The sequence below is a fragment of the Pseudomonas sp. B1(2018) genome, assembly GCF_003097365.1.
In the GTDB taxonomy this organism is placed as follows: domain Bacteria; phylum Pseudomonadota; class Gammaproteobacteria; order Pseudomonadales; family Pseudomonadaceae; genus Aquipseudomonas; species Aquipseudomonas laurylsulfatiphila.
Window position 1 is genome coordinate 30537 of the sequence record NZ_PYUK01000029.1, and the last position, 16825, is coordinate 47361.

Genomic DNA, 16825 nt, shown 5'->3' on the forward strand with positions numbered 1-16825 from the left:
AATGGAAGGCTTGATTGTTTCCAACGTTCTGCTCTGGGTGCTGCTGGTGGCCGTGGCGTTTGTCGTCATGGGCCTGGTGCGGCAGATTGGCGTGCTGCACGGGCGTCTGGCCCCGGCCGGCGCGCTGATGGTCGACAAAGGCGTGGCGGTCAATGAACCCGCGCCGCAGATCACTGCCAGCGATCGTCACGGTCGCCCGGTGAACTTCGGTTATGCCGGTGAAAAATCGCAATTGCTGTTCTTCCTCTCGCCGACCTGCCCGATCTGCAAGTCGCTGCTGCCGGCGATCAAATCCATCGCCAGGGAACAAGCGGGCAGTCTGGACGTGGTGTTCGTCAGCGATGGCGACATGGACGCCCAGCAAGCGCTGATCCGTGAACACAAACTCGAAGACGCCACCTACGTGGTCGGCCCGGAAGTGGGCATGACCTACCAGATCGGCAAGCTGCCGTACGCCGCGCTGATCGACAAGGCCGGCACCCTGCGCGCCAAGGGCCTGGTCAACTCCCGCGAGCACCTGGACAGCCTGTTCGAAGTCGAGCACCTCAAGCACGCCACGCTGCAGCAGTACCTCAATGCCCAACCCCACACCCACGACCACAGCCACGGCCATAGCCACTGATAAGGCAGGGAGACGTTTATGAAACTGCTGGATCTGTTGTTCGAGCGCTCGACCCGCCGCGTGGCCGACACCACTTCGCGCCGTAAATTGCTGTCGCGCATGGGCTCGCTGATGGTGGCCGGTGCCGCCCTGCCCTTGCTGCTGCCGCTGGACCGTACCAGCAAGGCCCTGGCCGCGGAGCCGGCGCAGGCTGGCGACCCGGGTGATCCGAACAGCTGCGACTACTGGCGCTACTGCTCCATCGACGGCTTTCTGTGCAGTTGCTGCGGCGGTTCGGTGACCTCCTGCCCGCCAGGCACCGAAGCCTCGCAAGTGACCTGGATCGGCACCTGCCGCAACCCGGCCGATGGCAAGGACTACATCATTTCCTACAACGACTGCTGCGGTAAGCAAAGCTGCGCCCAGTGCGCCTGTACCCGTAACGACAGTGAAGAACCGGCTTACCGCCCGTTCAACAACAACGATGTGAACTGGTGCCTGGCCGCCAAATCGCACATCTATCACTGCACCGTTTCGGTGATCCGCGGCGTCGCCGTCTAAACGCGCACTTTCCGCCGGTTGCTCGGGCAATCGGCGGTTTTTTTTGGTTAGCAACAGTCCCCCGTGGCGAGGGAGCTTGCTCCCGCTGGAGCGCGAAGCGCTCCCAAAAACTGCGATCGCGTTATCTCTGGCACACCTGCGGTGAACGGTTTTGGGGTCGCTTCGCAACCCAGCGGGAGCAAGCTCCCTCGCCACAGGTTCAATCGGTATCGAATGGACTGTTTTTTTATCGGCTACAACAATCAAGAGAGGCCCTTCATGCGCAAGTTGCTACTTCTCGGACTCGTCTGCGCCCTGAGCGCCCCGCTCGCGTTCGCCCGGGCTATTCCCGACCCGGCGCAGGGCCATGCACCGGGCAACGAAGCGGTGCAAAAACCGATTGCCCAGGCCGGGTACGGCGTCGGCGTCAACTATCAGCTGCAATGTGCCGGTTGCCACCTGGGCGACGGCACGGGCTCCGCCGCCAACGACACGCCACGGATGAAAGGTTTTGTCGGCAACTTCCTGAAGGTACCGGGCGGCCGCGAATTCCTCGTGCGGGTGCCCGGCATGTCGCAGTCGGCGCTGAACAACGCGCAACTGGCGGACTTGCTCAACTGGCTGATGCGTAAAGACGGCATGGCGGGCGAAAGCCTGCCGGCGGACTATCAGCCTTACACCGCCGAAGAAGTCACGGCGCTGCGTGCCCAGACCATGCTCAACCTGCCCGGCACCCGCAGCGAGTTGATCAAAGCCATGCGCGCCCAGGGCATCGCCATCGATGACGGGATGACCGCTGGAACGATGGACTCGCCGACGGCAAATCAGTAACGTAGCCGGTGCTGCTTTCGAACCCACCAAAGCGAAAAGGGAGTTTGCATCGTGACCGAAGAGACAAAACCCAAAGGACCGGCTTCGTACTTCCCGTCAATCGAGAAGAAGTATGGGCAGCCGATCAGCCATTGGCTGGATCTGCTTAAAACCCTCAGCGACAAGAAACACATGGAAATGGTGGCCTGGCTCAAGACCGAACACGGCATGGGGCATGGCCACGCCAACGCGTTGGTTGCCTATCATTTGGCAACAGCCACCTAGCGCCGGACAACGCCATGCCCGCCCCCGAATCCACCCTCCTCGACAGCTGGCACCACAATGCCCGGGCCTGGATCGACGCCATCCGCACGGGCACCATCGAAAGCCGTCTGAAGGTCACCGACCAGGCCATCCTGCTGGCGGTGCTGGGTCGCCAGCCCGAGCGGGTGCTCGACCTGGGCTGCGGCGAAGGCTGGCTGTTGCGTGCACTGACGGACCGGGCCATCGAGGCGGTCGGGGTGGATGGCGATGCGACGCTGGTGGAAGCGGCGCGGGCGGCGGGCGCTGCACCAGTGCATCTGGCGAGCTATGAACAGCTGGCAGAGGCAGCCGTCGACATCGGCCGCGACTACAACCTGATCTGCGCCAACTTCGCTTTGCTGCATCAGGACATCATCCCCCTGCTCGGCGCCATGAACAGCCTGCTCGCCCCAGGTGGCGCGCTGGTGATCCAGACGCTGCACCCGTGGGCCGCTGCGGCGGGCGACTATCAGGATGGCTGGCGGGAGGAGACCTTTGCCGGGTTCAAGGGCCAGTGGCAGCCCATGCCGTGGTACTTCCGTACCCTGTCCAGTTGGCTCAACGCGCTGGACATGGCGGGTTTTGTACTGGCCGGCTTGCAGGAACCGCAGCACCCGCAAAGCCCTGTGCCGCAGTCGTTGCTGTTGGTGGCCGAGCCGCGGCTGTAGGAGCGCGGCACAGCCAACATCATCAGCGATTGATCTACCGCTTTCGCGGGCAAGCCCGCTCCCACAGGTTTTGTGAACACTGAAGAACCTTGTGGGAGCTGGCTTGCCAGCGAAGGCATCGGCACATCCAACATCATCGGCGATTGATCTACCGCCTTCGCGGGCAAGCCCGCTCCCACAGGTTTTGTGAACACTGAAGTACCTTGTGGGAGCTGGCTTGCCAGCGAAGGCGTCGGCACAGCCAACATCATCGGCGATTGATCTACCGCCTTCGCGGGCAAGCCCGCTCCCACAGGTCTTGTGAACACTGAAGTACCTTGTGGGAGCTGGCTTGCCAGCGAAGGCGTCGGCACAGCCAACATAGAAGCCTGAGCACTGTGAAGTACTCCGGTGCGCTCATGCTGCTAACGCGTCAGGCCCATTCTTTACGCAACTGACGCGCAGCGTTGACCATGTGCACCAGCGCCGCTTCGGTTTCCGGCCAGCCGCGGGTTTTCAGGCCGCAGTCCGGGTTGACCCACAGGCGTTCGGCGGGAATGCGCCTGGTGGCCTTGCGCAGCAGGTTGGCCATTTCCGAGGCGTCCGGCACCCGTGGCGAGTGGATGTCGTACACGCCGGGGCCGATGTCGTTCGGGTAGGCGAAGGCTTCGAACGCGTCCAGCAACTCCATGTCCGAGCGCGAGGTTTCGATGGTGATCACGTCGGCATCCATGGAGGCGATGGACTCGATCACATCGTTGAACTCGCTGTAGCACATGTGGGTGTGGATCTGGGTTTCGTCACGCACACCCGAGGCGCACAGTCGGAACGCTTCGGTCGCCCAGTCCAGGTAGTGTTGCCACTGCGCCTGGCGCAACGGCAAGCCTTCGCGGAACGCCGCTTCGTCGATCTGCACGATCCTGATCCCGGCGGCTTCCAGGTCCACCACTTCGTCGCGAATGGCCAGGGCCAGCTGACGGGCTTGTACTTCACGGGTCACGTCTTCACGCGGGAACGACCACATCAGCATGGTCACAGGACCGGTCAGCATGCCCTTCATCACTTTGTCGGTGAGGCCTTGGGCGTAGCGGATCCACTCCACGGTCATGGCTTTCGGGCGGCTCAGGTCGCCGAAGATCACCGCCGGTTTCACGCAGCGCGAACCGTAGCTCTGCACCCAGCCAAAACGCGTGAACGCATAGCCGTCGAGTTGCTCGGCGAAGTATTCGACCATGTCGTTGCGCTCGGCTTCACCGTGCACCAGCACGTCCAGGCCCAGGCATTCCTGCACTTGCACGGCGTGACGAATCTCGCTGTGCATCGCTTCGGTGTATTCGGCCTCAGTCAGCTTGCCTTGCTTGAACGACTGGCGCGCCAGACGGATCGACGCGGTTTGCGGGAACGAACCAATGGTGGTGGTCGGGAACAGCGGCAGGTTCAGGCCGGCGCGTTGCTTTGCAATGCGCTGGGCAAACAGCGATTGACGCTGGCTGTCCCTGGCGGTGATCGCAGCCACACGCGCCTGAACAGCCGGCTTGTGAATGCGTGGCGATGCAGCACGGGCAGCCTGAACGGCGCGGCTTTGACTCAGCGCTTCGAGAACGTTCGGCGCCTCGGGCTCGTTGACCGCCTGAGCCAGCAGCGCGACTTCTTCACACTTCTGCACGGCAAACGCCAGCCAGCTTTTCAGCTCGGCATCGAGCAGGTCTTCGCGGCCCAGGTCAACCGGGCTGTGCAGCAGCGAGCAAGACGGCGCGACCCACAGGCGATCGCCCAGGCGTTCGTGCGCGTGCTGCAGGGTGGCCAGGGCGTTTTGCAGGTCGCAACGCCAGACGTTACGACCGTTGACCACACCCAGCGACAGCACCTTATAGGCCGGCAGGCGGTCGAGAATGGTCGGGTACTGTTCAGGCGCACGCACCAGATCGATGTGCAGCCCATCCACCGGCAGGTTGGCAGCCAGGCCCAGGTTCTCTTCCAGGCCACCGAAGTAAGTGGCGACCAGTTTCTTCAGCGGGTCACGCTGGATCAGGTTGTAGGCGCGCTCGAAGGCGTTTTTCCACTCCTGAGGCAGGTCGAGCACCAGGATCGGCTCGTCGATTTGCACCCATTCGACGCCTTGTGCCGCCAGGCGCTGGAAGATCTGGCCGTACAGCGGCAGCAGGCGTTCGAGCAGTTCGAGCTTGTCGAACCCGGCGCCCTTGGCCTTGCCCAGCCACAAGTAGGTCAACGGGCCGATGATCACCGGCTTGACGTTATGCCCCAGTGCCCGGGCTTCTTCGACTTCTTCGAACAGTTGATCCCAGCCAAGCTGGAACTGCTGGTCGGCGCTGAATTCCGGGACCAGGTAGTGATAGTTGGTGTCGAACCACTTGGTCATTTCCTGGGCGTGGGCGCCGCCGCAGCAGCTGTCGCTCACACCGCGCGCCATGCCGAACAGGGTCTGCAGGCTGGCCTTGCCATCGTGCGGGCGGAAACGCTCAGGGATCACACCGAACATCAACGAGTGGGTCAGGACCTGGTCGTACCAGGCAAAGTCGCCGACTGGCAGCAGTTCGATGCCGGCCTTTTTCTGCAAGTCCCAGTGAGTCTTGCGCAGGTCACGGCCAACGGCGCGCAGACCGGCTTCATCGAGCTCGCCCTTCCAGAACGCCTCTTGGGCTTTTTTCAGTTCACGGTCGCGGCCGATGCGCGGAAATCCAAGGGAATGGGCCAATGCCATGACAATAAAACTCCATGTGGTTGATGGTGTCATTGTCGGTAGTTGAGCACTGGTGAGACAAACTCATTTAAATCGTGATGATCACGAGTTTATTTCATGAGGATAGACGCAGGCCTTTGCGTCGAATGCGCCGTAGCGATGCACTACTCCTGATAGTAATAAAGCTTGTTGATGATCACCCAGCGACCGTCCACCTTCAGCAACGACAGGTAATCGGTAAACCGTATCCCGGCGAAATCATCGATGACCTTGACCGCCGCCGCGTCGCCGGTGACATCGAGACTGATCACCTGCCAAAACGGCTGCGTACCGGCAGGCGCCGGAATTTCGGCCTTGATGGCGATGACAAACTCATCCAGGGAAGCCCATTCAAGCACCTTCTGGAAATGACCTATGATGCGACAGTCTGGATGAAAGGCCTGGCGCAACAGCGCTTCATTGGCGAAGACCATGCCCTCCACGTAATGACGCACCACCAGGTTGATCTGTTCGGTATCTATCGATTGAGTGCTCATGATTGAACCTCTGGTTGTCTTGACCGACAGTCTCCCCAAGGCTGATCAAGCAGAAAGTCTAGGCAGCGCCTGTGCAGTTGCGCGGTTTTACGACCGGAGGCGCTGAGCAGGATGCAGGTTGTGCCCTGAGCCACAGCACAAAAACCTGTGGCGAGGGAGCTTGCTCCCGCTGGACTGCGCAGCAGTCCGCTTTATGGGGCCGCTGCGCGACCCAGCGGGAGCAAGCTCCCTCGCCACAAGTCATGTATTTCTGCAGGAGTAACACCAGGTCACACCGATCAGATCTCCCAGATCAGATTGACCGCCGCATAACGCCCAGGCTGAGTCATACGATCAAGACCCGCTGCGTTTTCGTCGCGGCCCTGCACGTCACCCCAGTTCCAGTACTTCTTGTCGGTGACGTTGAACAGGCCGCCGTTGATCGACACTTCCTGCGTCACCTGCCACCAGGCCGTCAGGTCGAGGGTGCCGTAGCCCGGGGTTTCGAACTGGCGGTTGATCAGCAAGTCGGCATCGCCGCTGTGGTCGACGCGGTCCTTGGACTGAACCAGGGTCCACATGACCTGGCCGCCATACACACCGCTTGGTGCATCGTAGGCCAGGCCCATCACGGCCTTGAGCGGGTCGACACTGTTGAGCGCCTCGCCGGTTTCCTCGTTCTTGCCGCGTGCATAGGCAATCGAACCCAAGGCACGGGTACCTGCCGGCATGAAGGCGTCCAGCTTGATGTCACCCTTGGCTTCAGCACCACGGATGGTGACCTTGCTCACGTTTTGCGACTGGAAGGTCAGCGGGATGTCGCTGGTCGGATCAGTGAAGCTGACCGTTTCGATGAAGTCCTTGTACTTGTTGTAGAACAGCGCGATGCCGAAGCTGCCCAGGTCGTAGCGACCACGCAGGCCGGTCTCGAAGCTGTTGCTGGTTTCCGGCTTGAGGTTCGGGTTACCGATTTGCCTGTAGCCAAATTGCGGGTTGCTGAACTCACCGTACATGTTGACCGGGTTCGGCGCACGGAAGCCGGCAGCGTACTGGCCGTAGACGCTTTCGTGTTCGGTCAGCTGATAGGTCACACCGAATTTCGGCGAAATGTGATCGTCGGAGAGGCGCGAGGGATCGGTGTCCGAGGGCAAACCGTTGAGGTATTCCTGCGTGACGTGCGGTGTCTGACGGTAGTAGTCGTAGCGCAGGCCTGGCAACAGGGTCCAGCGGCCGACCTCGATACTGTCCTGGACGAACAGGCCCAGGGATTCGCTGGTCGGATCCGGGAAGTCGCTGACCGGGAAGTTCTCCGTGGCCGGCACAATGGCGCCGGTGTCCAGGCGCACTTCTTGACCCGTACGCTTGTTGCTCGACTCGATGCGTTTGACTTCGGCACCGTAGATCAGGTGATGCCGGGTGTCGGCGATCGCGAATTCCTTGTCGAGTTGGGTGTTCAGGCTCCACAGGCGTTCGTCGTAAGTCGACTGACGGGTGCGCACACGGTTGACCCGCGAGGTGGTCTGGCGCTGCTGATAAGTGTCCTGGTCGTTGCTGCTTTCCTGATAATTCAACTGCCATTGCAGCTTGTCGGCCATCGCGCTGTCCAGGGCCAGGGTATGGGCCAGGCTGTAGCGGGTGCGGTCGATGCTGTCATCGGCCGTGGAGCCGAGAATCGCCGGGCTGGTGAGGGTGGCGCGGGTGACGATGTCGCTCAGCAGGTTGCTCTTGGCGTCATCCTGGTAGCGCTCGTAAGTGAACTGCAGGCGGTCGCCCTCGCCGTAGTCCCAGCCCAGTTTGGCCAGCACGTTTTCGGTGGTGTAGTTCAGCGGGTTGGCTTCGGTGCGCGATGCGCCTGTGCCACCGACGTTGCCTGCGGTGTCGGTGGACTGACCGTCGCGGCGACCCAGGTGCAGCAGGCCGTCGACGGTACCGGTACGCCCGGCGAACGTGGCGCTGCGCTGCCAGCTGTCATCGCTGCCGTCGTAGCCGGTCTTGAAGCGCGCGTAGGTGTCGTCGCCGTCTTCGAGGTACTCGCCGGCATCCTTGGTCAGGTAGCTGACCGCACCGCCGATGGCGTCGCTGCCATACAACGAGGACGCCGGGCCGCGGATGATTTCCACCTGCTTGATGGTGTCGAGGTCGACGTAGTTGCTGCGCACGTCCTGGAACGGGCTGAAAGCGTTGCTTTGCGGCACGCGCACGCCGTCGACCTGAGTCAGTACCCGATTGCCGTCGATACCGCGGATGTTCGCCCCGGACAGGCCGAAGCGGCTGCCGGTGCCACTGACCGAAACACCCGGCTCGTAACGCACCACATCCTTGAGGTCCTTGTCGTTCTGCTGATCGATTTCACGCTCGCTGTGCACCGACACGGTACTCGGCACTTGCAGCAGGGTCTGCTCGGTGCGAGTGGCGGTCACGCTGACGGTATCGAACTGGGTAACGGGTTCGGCGGCAAAGGCCAGCGAAGGCGAGAGCAACAGCAAGCAGAGCCAGGGACGCATGGCGAATGGCGGGCGGATCGACATCTAACTTTTACTCCTGGGATCTGACAGTGGTCACTTGCATGCAGGGTGTTGAAGGGGATCTGCATGGGTGACGGACACTGTCCGGCGTGTGTTTTGTGTTGTATGAACCAAGCGTTTGGCCCCTTTCTGTCGAAGGGATGTATACAAAAACGCTTGTCGGCAGCGGCGGCGAAGATAACCAGCTTGACTTGCAAATGCAAATTATTACCATATGCATTCAGCTTAAAACTGGAACAAGCGTGCATGAAGCACTTCTGGGGTTGTCTGGGGTTATCCATTGCGCTGCATTTGAGCGCCGGATGGCTCGTTCGCGAGATTCAGGCCGCGCCCGAACCGCTGGCCTTTCAGCCGCCGATGGCGATTCAACTGGTGACGCTGGCGCCGATTGCCGTGCCCGCACCCACTCCGCCGCAGCCCGTGCGCGCGCCTGCCCCGATGCCGGCACCAGCAACGACGAAAGCCGAGGCCGCACCGACACCGGTCAAGCCGCTGCCGGTCAGCACCCAGCCGTCCATGGTCAAGGCGCCAGGCAAGCCACAACCGCCTGCCAAACCTCGTGGCGAAACCAGACCCGAACCCCGTCGTGCCGAACCCGTAGAGCTTCCGGCCACCATGGCGCAGACCCCGACTCGCCCGGCACCGGCAGCGAGACCCGCCGCCGCCCCCGCACAGAACGCCAACCCGACCCTCCCCGTCGCTGCCGCTCCGGCCCCCATGCTCACCCCGGTGGTCAGCCTGCGCCCGTCCTTCGTCACCCCTCCCCCGGCGCCTCGCTACCCCAACACTGCCCGCCGCCGCAACCAGCAGGGCGTGGTGCGGATCGAGGTGCGCCTCGATGAGCGCGGCCAGCAACTCAAGCTGACGCTGGTGCGTTCCTCGGGGGTGGAGAGCCTTGACCAGGCCGCTCTCGAAGCAGTGACCACCTGGCGTTTCCGCCCCGAAATTGTCGACGGCCGGGCTGTGCCCAGCCGTGTAGAGATACCAATAGAATTCGCCCTCACGGCGAACCGTTGATCCTGAAGGAGCATCACATGAGCGCCAATACTTCCGCCCTGCCAGTCGCCCCGGCCCTTTACCAGAGCTGGCAACAACTGCGCGCCGAACAACCCGGCCTGCGCGCCCGCGATGCCGCGGCCAAACTGGGTGTCAGCGAAGCTGAACTGACCGCCAGCCGCCTGGGCACCGACACCGTGCGCCTGCGCCCGGAATGGAAGGAACTGCTGCCGGCACTGGGCGAACTGGGCACCATCATGGCCCTGACCCGCAACGAGCATTGCGTGCACGAGCGCAAAGGCGTGTACAGCGAAGTGACCGTGATGGGCAGCGGCCAGATGGGCATGGTGCTGTCGCCGGACATCGACCTGCGCCTGTTCCTCAGCGGCTGGGCCAGCGTGTTCGCCGTCGACGAAGCCACCCCACGCGGCCCGCAGCGCAGCCTCCAGGTGTTCGACCGCCAGGGCTTGGCCGTGCACAAGGTCTACCTGACCGCCACCAGCTTCGATGCTGCCTGGGCGCCGCTGGTCGAGCGTTTCCGTGCCGAACAACAGACGGCCGAACTGGACCTGCAACCGCTGCCACAGGCCAAGACGCCACGCGCCGACAGCGAAGTGGACGTCGACACCCTGCGCAGCGAATGGTCGCAGCTCAAGGACACCCACGACTTCTTCATGCTGCTCAAGCGCAACGACGTGGCGCGCACCCAGGCCCTGCGCCTGGCCGGCCACGAGTGGGCCGAACCCTTGGCCACCGTCGAGCTGACCCGGGTCATCGAAGAAGCCGGCAAGCGCGAAGTGCCGATCATGGTGTTCGTCGGCAACAAGCACTGCATCCAGATTCACTCAGGGCCGGTCAGCAACCTGCGCTGGATGGACATCTGGTTCAACGTGCTCGACCCGATGTTCAACCTGCACCTGAAGACGACCGGCGTGACCGAGTTGTGGCGTGTGCGCAAGCCGAGCGTCGATGGCATCATCACCAGCTACGAAGGTTTCGATGCCGAAGGCGAACTGGTGATCCAGTTGTTCGGTGTGCGCAAGCCGGGCATTCCTGAGCGTGACGACTGGCGTGCCCTGGCTGAAACCGCCACCCCTCTGATCGGCTAAGGAAGAGTCCCGATGCGAATCAAAACACTGCTGGCCTGTGCCGGCGTGCTCGTCAGCCAGATGGCCGTCGCCGACGCCCTGCCCCAGCGCTGGGTCAGTGCCGGCGGCGCATTCAGCGAATGGGTGGTCGCCCTGGGCGGCGAAAGCAAGCTGGTGGGTGTCGACAGCACCAGCCAGTACCCACAATCGCTGCACAGCCTGCCGGGCGTCGGCTACCAGCGTGCGCTGGCGGCCGAAGGCATCCTGGCCCTGAAGCCGGACATTGTGGTGGGCAGCAACGAAATGGGTCCGCCACCGGTGCTGGAGCAACTCAAGGCCGCCGGCGTGCGCATTGAATTGCTGTCGGCCAAGGCCGACGTGCCGGCCCTGCAACACAACCTGACCGAACTCGGCCAACTGCTGGGCAAGGAAACCGAGGCACAGGCGCAGATGGCGGGCTACCTCAAGCGTCTGCAAACCCAGGCCGATTGGGTCAAACTGGCGCAGCAACAGCAACCGGCGCCCCGGGTGCTGATGCTGCTCAGCCATTCCGGTGGCAACCTGCAGGTGGCGGGCAAGGACACCCTGGCAGCCTGGATGATCCAGCAGGCCGGCGGCAAAAGCCTGGGTGAGCACAACGGCTACAAACCGGTCTCCAGCGAAGCCATCCTGAGCCTGGATCCGCAGGTGATCATCTTCGCCGGTGGCAAACTGCAAGGCGATGCGGCCCGTGAAGCCCTGCTGGAACAGAACCCGATCCTGGCGCAAACCCAGGCCGGGCATGATGGCCGGGTGCTGGTGATCGACCCGACGCTGCTGGTCGGTGGCCTTGGCCCGCGTGTGCCGGACGCCTTGACGCGTCTGTCCACGGCGTTCTATCCGGATGTCAAGGCGCAGACTGCCGAGACCCACCCATGACGGCCATTTTCCGGCCGCGTCCGACTTTGGTCTGTTTGCTGCTGTTGCTGGTGCTGGTGTTCTGGCTGTCCCTGGCCCTCGGGCCGGTGAGCCTGCCGCTGGGCGATACCTTGCTGGCCGGGATGCGCCTGCTGGGGTTGCCGCTTGACGGCGGGGACACGCAGCAGGCGGAGCTGATCCTCGGTCAGATCCGCCTGCCGCGCAGCCTGCTCGGCATCGCCGTGGGCTCGGTACTGGCGTTGTCCGGCGTGGCGATGCAGGGGTTGTTCCGCAACCCCTTGGCGGACCCGGGCCTGGTCGGCGTGTCCGGCGGTGCCGCGCTGGGCGCCGCCCTCGCCATCGTCGGCGGCAGCCTGCTGGGTGGCGTGCCAGCGGCCATCGAACCTTATCTGTTGTCGGTCAGCGCCTTCGCCGGTGGCTTGATCGTCACGGCGGTGGTGTATCGCTTCGGCCGCCGCAACGGGCAAACCGACGTTGCCACCATGCTGTTGGCGGGTGTGGCGATGACGGCCATGGCCGGTGCCGGCGTGGGTCTGTTCACCTACCTGGCCGATGACGCGACCCTGCGCACCCTGACGTTCTGGAACCTGGGCAGCCTCAACGGCGCCAGCTATCCGCGCCTGTGGCCATTGCTGATCGTCACTGTGGGCGTGGCGCTGTGGTTGCCACGTCGCGCGGCGGCACTCAATGCCATGCTGCTGGGCGAGTCGGAGGCCCGTCACCTGGGCTTCGACATCGAGCGCATCAAGCTTGAGCTGGTGTTGTGCACGGCGCTCGGCGTCGGCGCGGCCGTCGCGGCGGCCGGCCTGATCGGCTTCATCGGCCTGGTGGTGCCGCACCTGATGCGCCTGCTGGTCGGCCCGGATCACCGGGTGTTGCTGCCCGCGTCGTTGCTCGCCGGTGCGAGCTTGCTGTTGCTGGCCGATCTGGCCGCGCGCCTGCTGTTGGCGCCGGCGGAATTGCCGATCGGCATCGTGACCGCACTGATCGGCGCGCCGTTCTTTCTTTATCTGCTGGTACGAGGGCGTTCCTGATGCTGCGGGCAAACAACTTGCTGGTACGTCGTGGCAGCCGCACGGTACTGGCGAACATCGATATCCAATTGCGCCCCGGCGAAGTGCTCGGCGTGCTGGGACCGAACGGCGCCGGCAAAAGCACCCTGCTCGCCGCCTTGTGCGGTGAACTGCCAACCAGCGAAGGCACGGTCAGCCTCGACGAGCGTCCACTCGCCGACTGGCCGGGCCAGGAACGGGCCAGGCGCCTGGCCGTGCTGCCGCAGAGTTCGAGTCTGAACTTTGCGTTTTCGGTCAATGAAGTCGTGGGCATGGGGCGCCTGCCTCACGCCAGCGGCCGCGTGCGCGATGGCGAAATCGTCGCCGAGGCGCTTTCAGCGGCCGATGCGCTTCATCTTGCCGGGCGCAGTTATCTGGCGCTGTCCGGCGGTGAACGCCAGCGCGTGCATCTGGCGCGGGTGCTCGCTCAACTCTGGCCGGGGGCCGAAGGGCAAACCCTGCTGCTCGATGAACCGACGTCGATGCTCGATCCGTTGCACCAGCACACCATTTTGCAAGCCGTGCGCGACTTCGCCGAGCGCGGTGCAGCGGTGCTGGTGATTCTGCACGACCTCAATCTGGCTGCACGCTACTGCGATCAACTGCTGTTGTTGCAACAGGGCCTGCCCCATGCCTACGGTCCACCAGCAGAGGTGCTGACCGCCGAGGCGCTGGCGGCGGTGTATGGCCTGGAGGTGCTGATTCATCAACACCCGGAACGCGGGCACCCGTTGATCATCGCGCGCTGATTCCGTCCCCCTCCTTCGTTGATCGAGGGGCTGCTGTCTATTCAAGGAGAACCGATGCGCTTTCTGTTGCTGTGTGCGTTCAGCCTGTTGGCTGCCTGCCAAACCCATTCTGTAACGCCGCCCCCGGCGCCGATTGCCCCACAAGGGCGCGACCACGCCGACCTCGGCATCATCCGTGAACTGGCCAGCGGTCGCACGCTGACACCAAAGGAACTGGTCGAACGCCTGGCCGTTGCGCCGCGAGTTCTGGTCGGTGAACAGCACGACAACCCGGACCACCACGCCCTGCAATTATGGTTGCTGCGCGAGCTGGCGGCACAGCGTGCCCAGGGCAGCCTGCTGATGGAGATGCTCAATCCCGATCAACAGGCCAAAGTCGATGCCGCACAAGCCGCGACCCGCGCTGGCCAGCCGCCGGCCGATGCGTTCAAGGCGCTGGCCTGGCAGGCCAATTGGGACTGGAGCGTCTATGGTGCCCTTGTCACCTACGCACTGCGCCAACCCTATCCGCTGCTGGCGGCGAATCTGGACCGCGCGCAGATCATGCAGATCTACCGACAGCGCCCTGAGTTGGATGGCACAGCGTCCACCACCCGACAGGTGCAGGCGACCTTGCTGGACGACATCCGCCAATCCCATTGCGGTCTGCTGCCCGAATCACAAATGCCGGCCATGCTTGCCGTGCAGCAACAACGCGACCGGCGCATGGCCGAGCGCCTGATGGCCGCACCGACGCCGGCGTTGCTGCTGGCCGGGGCCTTTCATGTACGCAAGGATCTCGGGGTGCCGCTGCACTTGAAAGACCTCGGTGCCGGTGAAGGCAATGCGGTGCTGATCCTCGCCGAAGCGGGCAAGACCGTGACCGCCGAGAGCGCGGATTACGTGTGGTACACGGCTGCACAGCCGGAACAGGATCATTGCGCGAAGTTGCGTCGATAAACGCGACCGAAACATTGTGACGAGGGGGCTTGCCTGTGGCGAGGGAGCTTGCTCCCGCTGGACTGCGCAGCAGGCCCTCTTTTTTGGGGTCGCTACGCAACCCAGCGGGAGCAAGCTCCCTCGCCACAAGAGCACTATTGCCCTCAGCCGAACATGCTGCGGCGCGACACTATGTCACGCCTCTGCGCCGGTCCAATGGTCGTATCCACCCCGCCGCTACCGGCACAGTTTGTTAAGATCCCCGCGATTTTTTCGTCTGTACAGTCATCACGCTGTCAGTTTCAGCCTGTTCAACAGGATGCTTTTTTCCATGAGTACTTTGTATACCCGCCGAACTGTCCTGCAAGGCATGGGCCTGTTGAGCCTGGGCCTGCTAGCCGGTTGCGACGACAGCAGCAAGCTGTCGTTCAAGTACGGCAAAGACCTCAGCGACAAGATCATGGGGCGTAACTTCAAGCTCACGAACGCCGAGGGCGAAACCAGGATGCTGGGCAGCTATCGCGGCCTGATGCCAATGGTGTTCTTCGGCTTCACCCAGTGTCCGGCCGTGTGCCCCACCACGCTGGCCCGTGCCGCCCAGGCCAAAAAGCTGATGGGCCGCGATGGCGAAAGGCTGCAGGTGGTCTTCATCACCCTGGACCCGGAGCGCGACACGCCAGAGCTGCTCGACAAGTACGTCAAGGCTTTCGACCCGAGTTTCGAAGCGCTGTACGGCACCCTGGAACAAACCGCCGCCACCGCCAAGGAATTCGGCGTGTTCTTTGAAAAAGTCCCGAGCGGCGATACCTATACCCTCTCCCATACCGCGACCAGTTATGTCTTCGACTCCCGGGGCAATCTGCGCCTGGGGCTGTCCGCGTCCCTGACGGCCAAAGAGTGCGCAGAAGACCTGCTCACCGTGATGGAGGTTTGCTGATATGAACGCCCCGCAGGCTAAGAACCGTTTCGCGCAACGCTGCAAGCAACTGGCACTGGGCTTGTCCCTGGTCGGACTGGCGCTTCAAGCGTCGGCACAAACTCGGGTCGACGACGCCTGGGTCCGCGCCACCGTAGCCGGCCAGCCGTCGAGCGGCGCCTTCATGACCGTCACCGCAAGCAGCGACAGCAAACTGTTGAGCGTGCAAACGCCAGTGGCAGCTCTGGTGCAGATTCATGCAATGAGCATGAAAGACGACGTGATGAAAATGCAGCAGGTGGACGCCGTGGCACTGCCGGCCGGTAAAGCGGTGAGCCTGGATCCCAATGGCTACCACATCATGCTCATGAACCTGACGGGCCAGATCAAGGAAGGCGACAAGGTGCCGCTGACCCTGACCGTCGAAGACGCCAAGGGCGAGAAAGAGTCGATCCAGGTTGAAGCCGTTGCCAAGGCGATTGGCACCATGGATCACGGCAACATGGCGCATGATCACAGCAAGATGAATTGATTTCCCCGTAGTCTCGCAACAGCAAAAAGATCGCAGCCTGCGGCAGCTCCTACGAAATCGGTGTAGGAGCTGCCGCAGGCTGCGATCTTTTTTTAGATCGAAACGTCAACTCAAACGAGCTTGAGCACAACGTTGATGTTGTTGCGCGTGGCTTTCGAATACGGGCAGTACTGGTGCCCGGTGTCGACGATTTTCTGGGCGGTTTCACGGTCCAGCCCCGGCAGGCTGACATTGAGCCGCGCCTGGAGCAGGTAGCCGCCTTCATTAGTGCCCAGGTCGACTTCCGCATCGACCGCCACATCCTTGGGCAACGCCACTTTCATTTCCCGGGCTGCCACTTGCATGGCACCGATAAAGCAGGCTGACCAGCCGGCAGCGAACAATTGCTCGGGGTTGGTACCGCCACCGCCCGCACCTGGCGACGAAAGCTTCACATCGAGGATGCCGTCGGAACTGCGGGAGGCGCCGTCACGCCCGCCGGTGGTGTGGGTCTGGGCGGTGTACAACACTTTATCGATCTGGTTCATGTTGACCTCCTGATTGAGTTGTAGAAAACCGGTTTAACACCCCATCCGGTCGCCGGGATGGTCAATCAATATAGACGTCACCGGCCCGTGCCGCAGTCGATCCGACCGGCGCCCGCTTCTTCCTTATTTGCGCGCCAACTTGTACCTGACGCAGTCCTCATAAAAGCTTTGCCGCACAGCCGTCGGTTTCAATCGCGACGAACTGTCATAAGTTTGCTCTGTAATACCAAGAGCCATCATGCGCATCCATGTTTTTGAGAACTTGTAGGCCTGGATTTTCTGCCGTGCGGCGTACAGGGAAACCCCTGAAAGCTTGAGTTCCTGTGCCCTTGCAGCAGTGCCCGCGCCCCAACTGCACATGTATTGATCCTGGGTGGCCAGTTCTTTGGCTTGCGTCGAGTTGCTGATACCCGCAACAACTAGCGGAATTAACGCGATCCATACCTTGCGCATCTTGACCTATCTAACTAGTTGAAAATGAACTAAT

18 protein-coding genes are annotated in these 16825 nt (G+C 62.7%); 13 read left to right on the forward strand and 5 right to left on the reverse strand.

The window, feature by feature from the left end:
• Position 1: 1 nt before the first annotated feature.
• The 5 genes from mauD (at position 2) to C9422_RS30080 (ending at position 2922) form a co-directional block, all read left to right on the forward strand.
• Positions 2 to 622: a methylamine dehydrogenase accessory protein MauD gene (gene mauD, locus C9422_RS30060; protein ID WP_007978113.1), complete on the forward strand. Its 621-nt coding sequence runs from the start codon at positions 2 to 4 to the stop codon at positions 620 to 622.
• Between the two features lie 18 nt (positions 623 to 640).
• A complete protein-coding gene (locus tag C9422_RS30065) occupies positions 641 to 1162 on the forward strand; it encodes a methylamine dehydrogenase light chain (protein WP_007978110.1) in 522 nt (173 codons plus the stop codon).
• Between the two features lie 258 nt (positions 1163 to 1420).
• Positions 1421 to 1972 carry a cytochrome C gene (locus C9422_RS30070; RefSeq protein WP_116583151.1) on the forward strand — a complete coding sequence of 184 codons (552 nt, stop codon included), beginning with the start codon at positions 1421 to 1423 and terminating at the stop codon, positions 1970 to 1972.
• A 51-nt stretch (positions 1973 to 2023) separates the two neighbouring features.
• Positions 2024 to 2236, forward strand: a complete 213-nt coding sequence (locus C9422_RS30075; protein WP_008002604.1) for a DUF4287 domain-containing protein — start codon at positions 2024 to 2026, stop codon at positions 2234 to 2236.
• Between the two features lie 14 nt (positions 2237 to 2250).
• Positions 2251 to 2922, forward strand: coding sequence for a bifunctional 2-polyprenyl-6-hydroxyphenol methylase/3-demethylubiquinol 3-O-methyltransferase UbiG (locus C9422_RS30080; RefSeq protein ID WP_116583152.1), 672 nt, complete (start codon positions 2251 to 2253; stop codon positions 2920 to 2922).
• Between the two features lie 412 nt (positions 2923 to 3334).
• Here C9422_RS30080 and metE read toward each other — a convergent pair whose 3' ends face one another.
• From metE to C9422_RS30100, 3 genes are all read right to left on the reverse strand, one after another.
• Positions 3335 to 5623, reverse strand: coding sequence for a 5-methyltetrahydropteroyltriglutamate--homocysteine S-methyltransferase (gene metE / locus C9422_RS30090; protein WP_116583153.1), 2289 nt, complete (start codon positions 5621 to 5623; stop codon positions 3335 to 3337).
• Between the two features lie 143 nt (positions 5624 to 5766).
• Positions 5767 to 6138 carry a nuclear transport factor 2 family protein gene (locus tag C9422_RS30095; RefSeq protein WP_116583154.1) on the reverse strand — a complete coding sequence of 124 codons (372 nt, stop codon included), beginning with the start codon at positions 6136 to 6138 and terminating at the stop codon, positions 5767 to 5769.
• 278 nt (positions 6139 to 6416) lie between these two features.
• Positions 6417 to 8645, reverse strand: coding sequence for a TonB-dependent hemoglobin/transferrin/lactoferrin family receptor (locus C9422_RS30100; RefSeq protein ID WP_116583155.1), 2229 nt, complete (start codon positions 8643 to 8645; stop codon positions 6417 to 6419).
• A 243-nt stretch (positions 8646 to 8888) separates the two neighbouring features.
• Between C9422_RS30100 and C9422_RS30105 the strand changes: the two genes are divergently transcribed.
• From C9422_RS30105 to C9422_RS30145, 8 genes are all read left to right on the forward strand, one after another.
• Entirely contained in the window at positions 8889 to 9659 is a 771-nt protein-coding gene (locus C9422_RS30105) for an energy transducer TonB (protein ID WP_165824828.1), read from the forward strand.
• A gap of 17 nt (positions 9660 to 9676) precedes the next feature.
• Positions 9677 to 10747: a hemin-degrading factor gene (locus tag C9422_RS30110; RefSeq protein WP_116583157.1), complete on the forward strand. Its 1071-nt coding sequence runs from the start codon at positions 9677 to 9679 to the stop codon at positions 10745 to 10747.
• Between the two features lie 12 nt (positions 10748 to 10759).
• Complete coding sequence (locus tag C9422_RS30115; protein WP_116583158.1) at positions 10760 to 11644, forward strand: hemin ABC transporter substrate-binding protein; 885 nt, start codon at positions 10760 to 10762, stop codon at positions 11642 to 11644.
• A 50-nt stretch (positions 11645 to 11694) separates the two neighbouring features.
• Positions 11695 to 12678 carry an iron ABC transporter permease gene (locus C9422_RS30120; RefSeq protein WP_165824829.1) on the forward strand — a complete coding sequence of 328 codons (984 nt, stop codon included), beginning with the start codon at positions 11695 to 11697 and terminating at the stop codon, positions 12676 to 12678.
• The gene (locus C9422_RS30125; protein WP_116583160.1) at positions 12678 to 13445 is read left to right on the forward strand and encodes a heme ABC transporter ATP-binding protein; all 768 of its coding nucleotides are present in this window, start codon (positions 12678 to 12680) and stop codon (positions 13443 to 13445) included. Before C9422_RS30120 ends, C9422_RS30125 begins: the two co-directional genes overlap by 1 nt.
• 54 nt (positions 13446 to 13499) lie before the next feature.
• Positions 13500 to 14384, forward strand: coding sequence for a ChaN family lipoprotein (locus C9422_RS30130; RefSeq protein WP_116583161.1), 885 nt, complete (start codon positions 13500 to 13502; stop codon positions 14382 to 14384).
• Positions 14385 to 14694: 310 nt separating this feature from the next.
• Complete coding sequence (locus tag C9422_RS30140) at positions 14695 to 15300, forward strand: SCO family protein (RefSeq protein ID WP_116583162.1); 606 nt, start codon at positions 14695 to 14697, stop codon at positions 15298 to 15300.
• A gap of 1 nt (position 15301) precedes the next feature.
• A complete protein-coding gene (locus tag C9422_RS30145) occupies positions 15302 to 15811 on the forward strand; it encodes a copper chaperone PCu(A)C (protein ID WP_116583163.1) in 510 nt (169 codons plus the stop codon).
• A 110-nt stretch (positions 15812 to 15921) separates the two neighbouring features.
• Here C9422_RS30145 and C9422_RS30150 read toward each other — a convergent pair whose 3' ends face one another.
• The gene (locus C9422_RS30150; protein ID WP_095968188.1) at positions 15922 to 16338 is read right to left on the reverse strand and encodes an organic hydroperoxide resistance protein; all 417 of its coding nucleotides are present in this window, start codon (positions 16336 to 16338) and stop codon (positions 15922 to 15924) included.
• A gap of 123 nt (positions 16339 to 16461) precedes the next feature.
• Positions 16462 to 16791, reverse strand: coding sequence for a hypothetical protein (locus tag C9422_RS30155; RefSeq protein ID WP_007978083.1), 330 nt, complete (start codon positions 16789 to 16791; stop codon positions 16462 to 16464).
• Positions 16792 to 16825 lie beyond the last annotated feature (34 nt).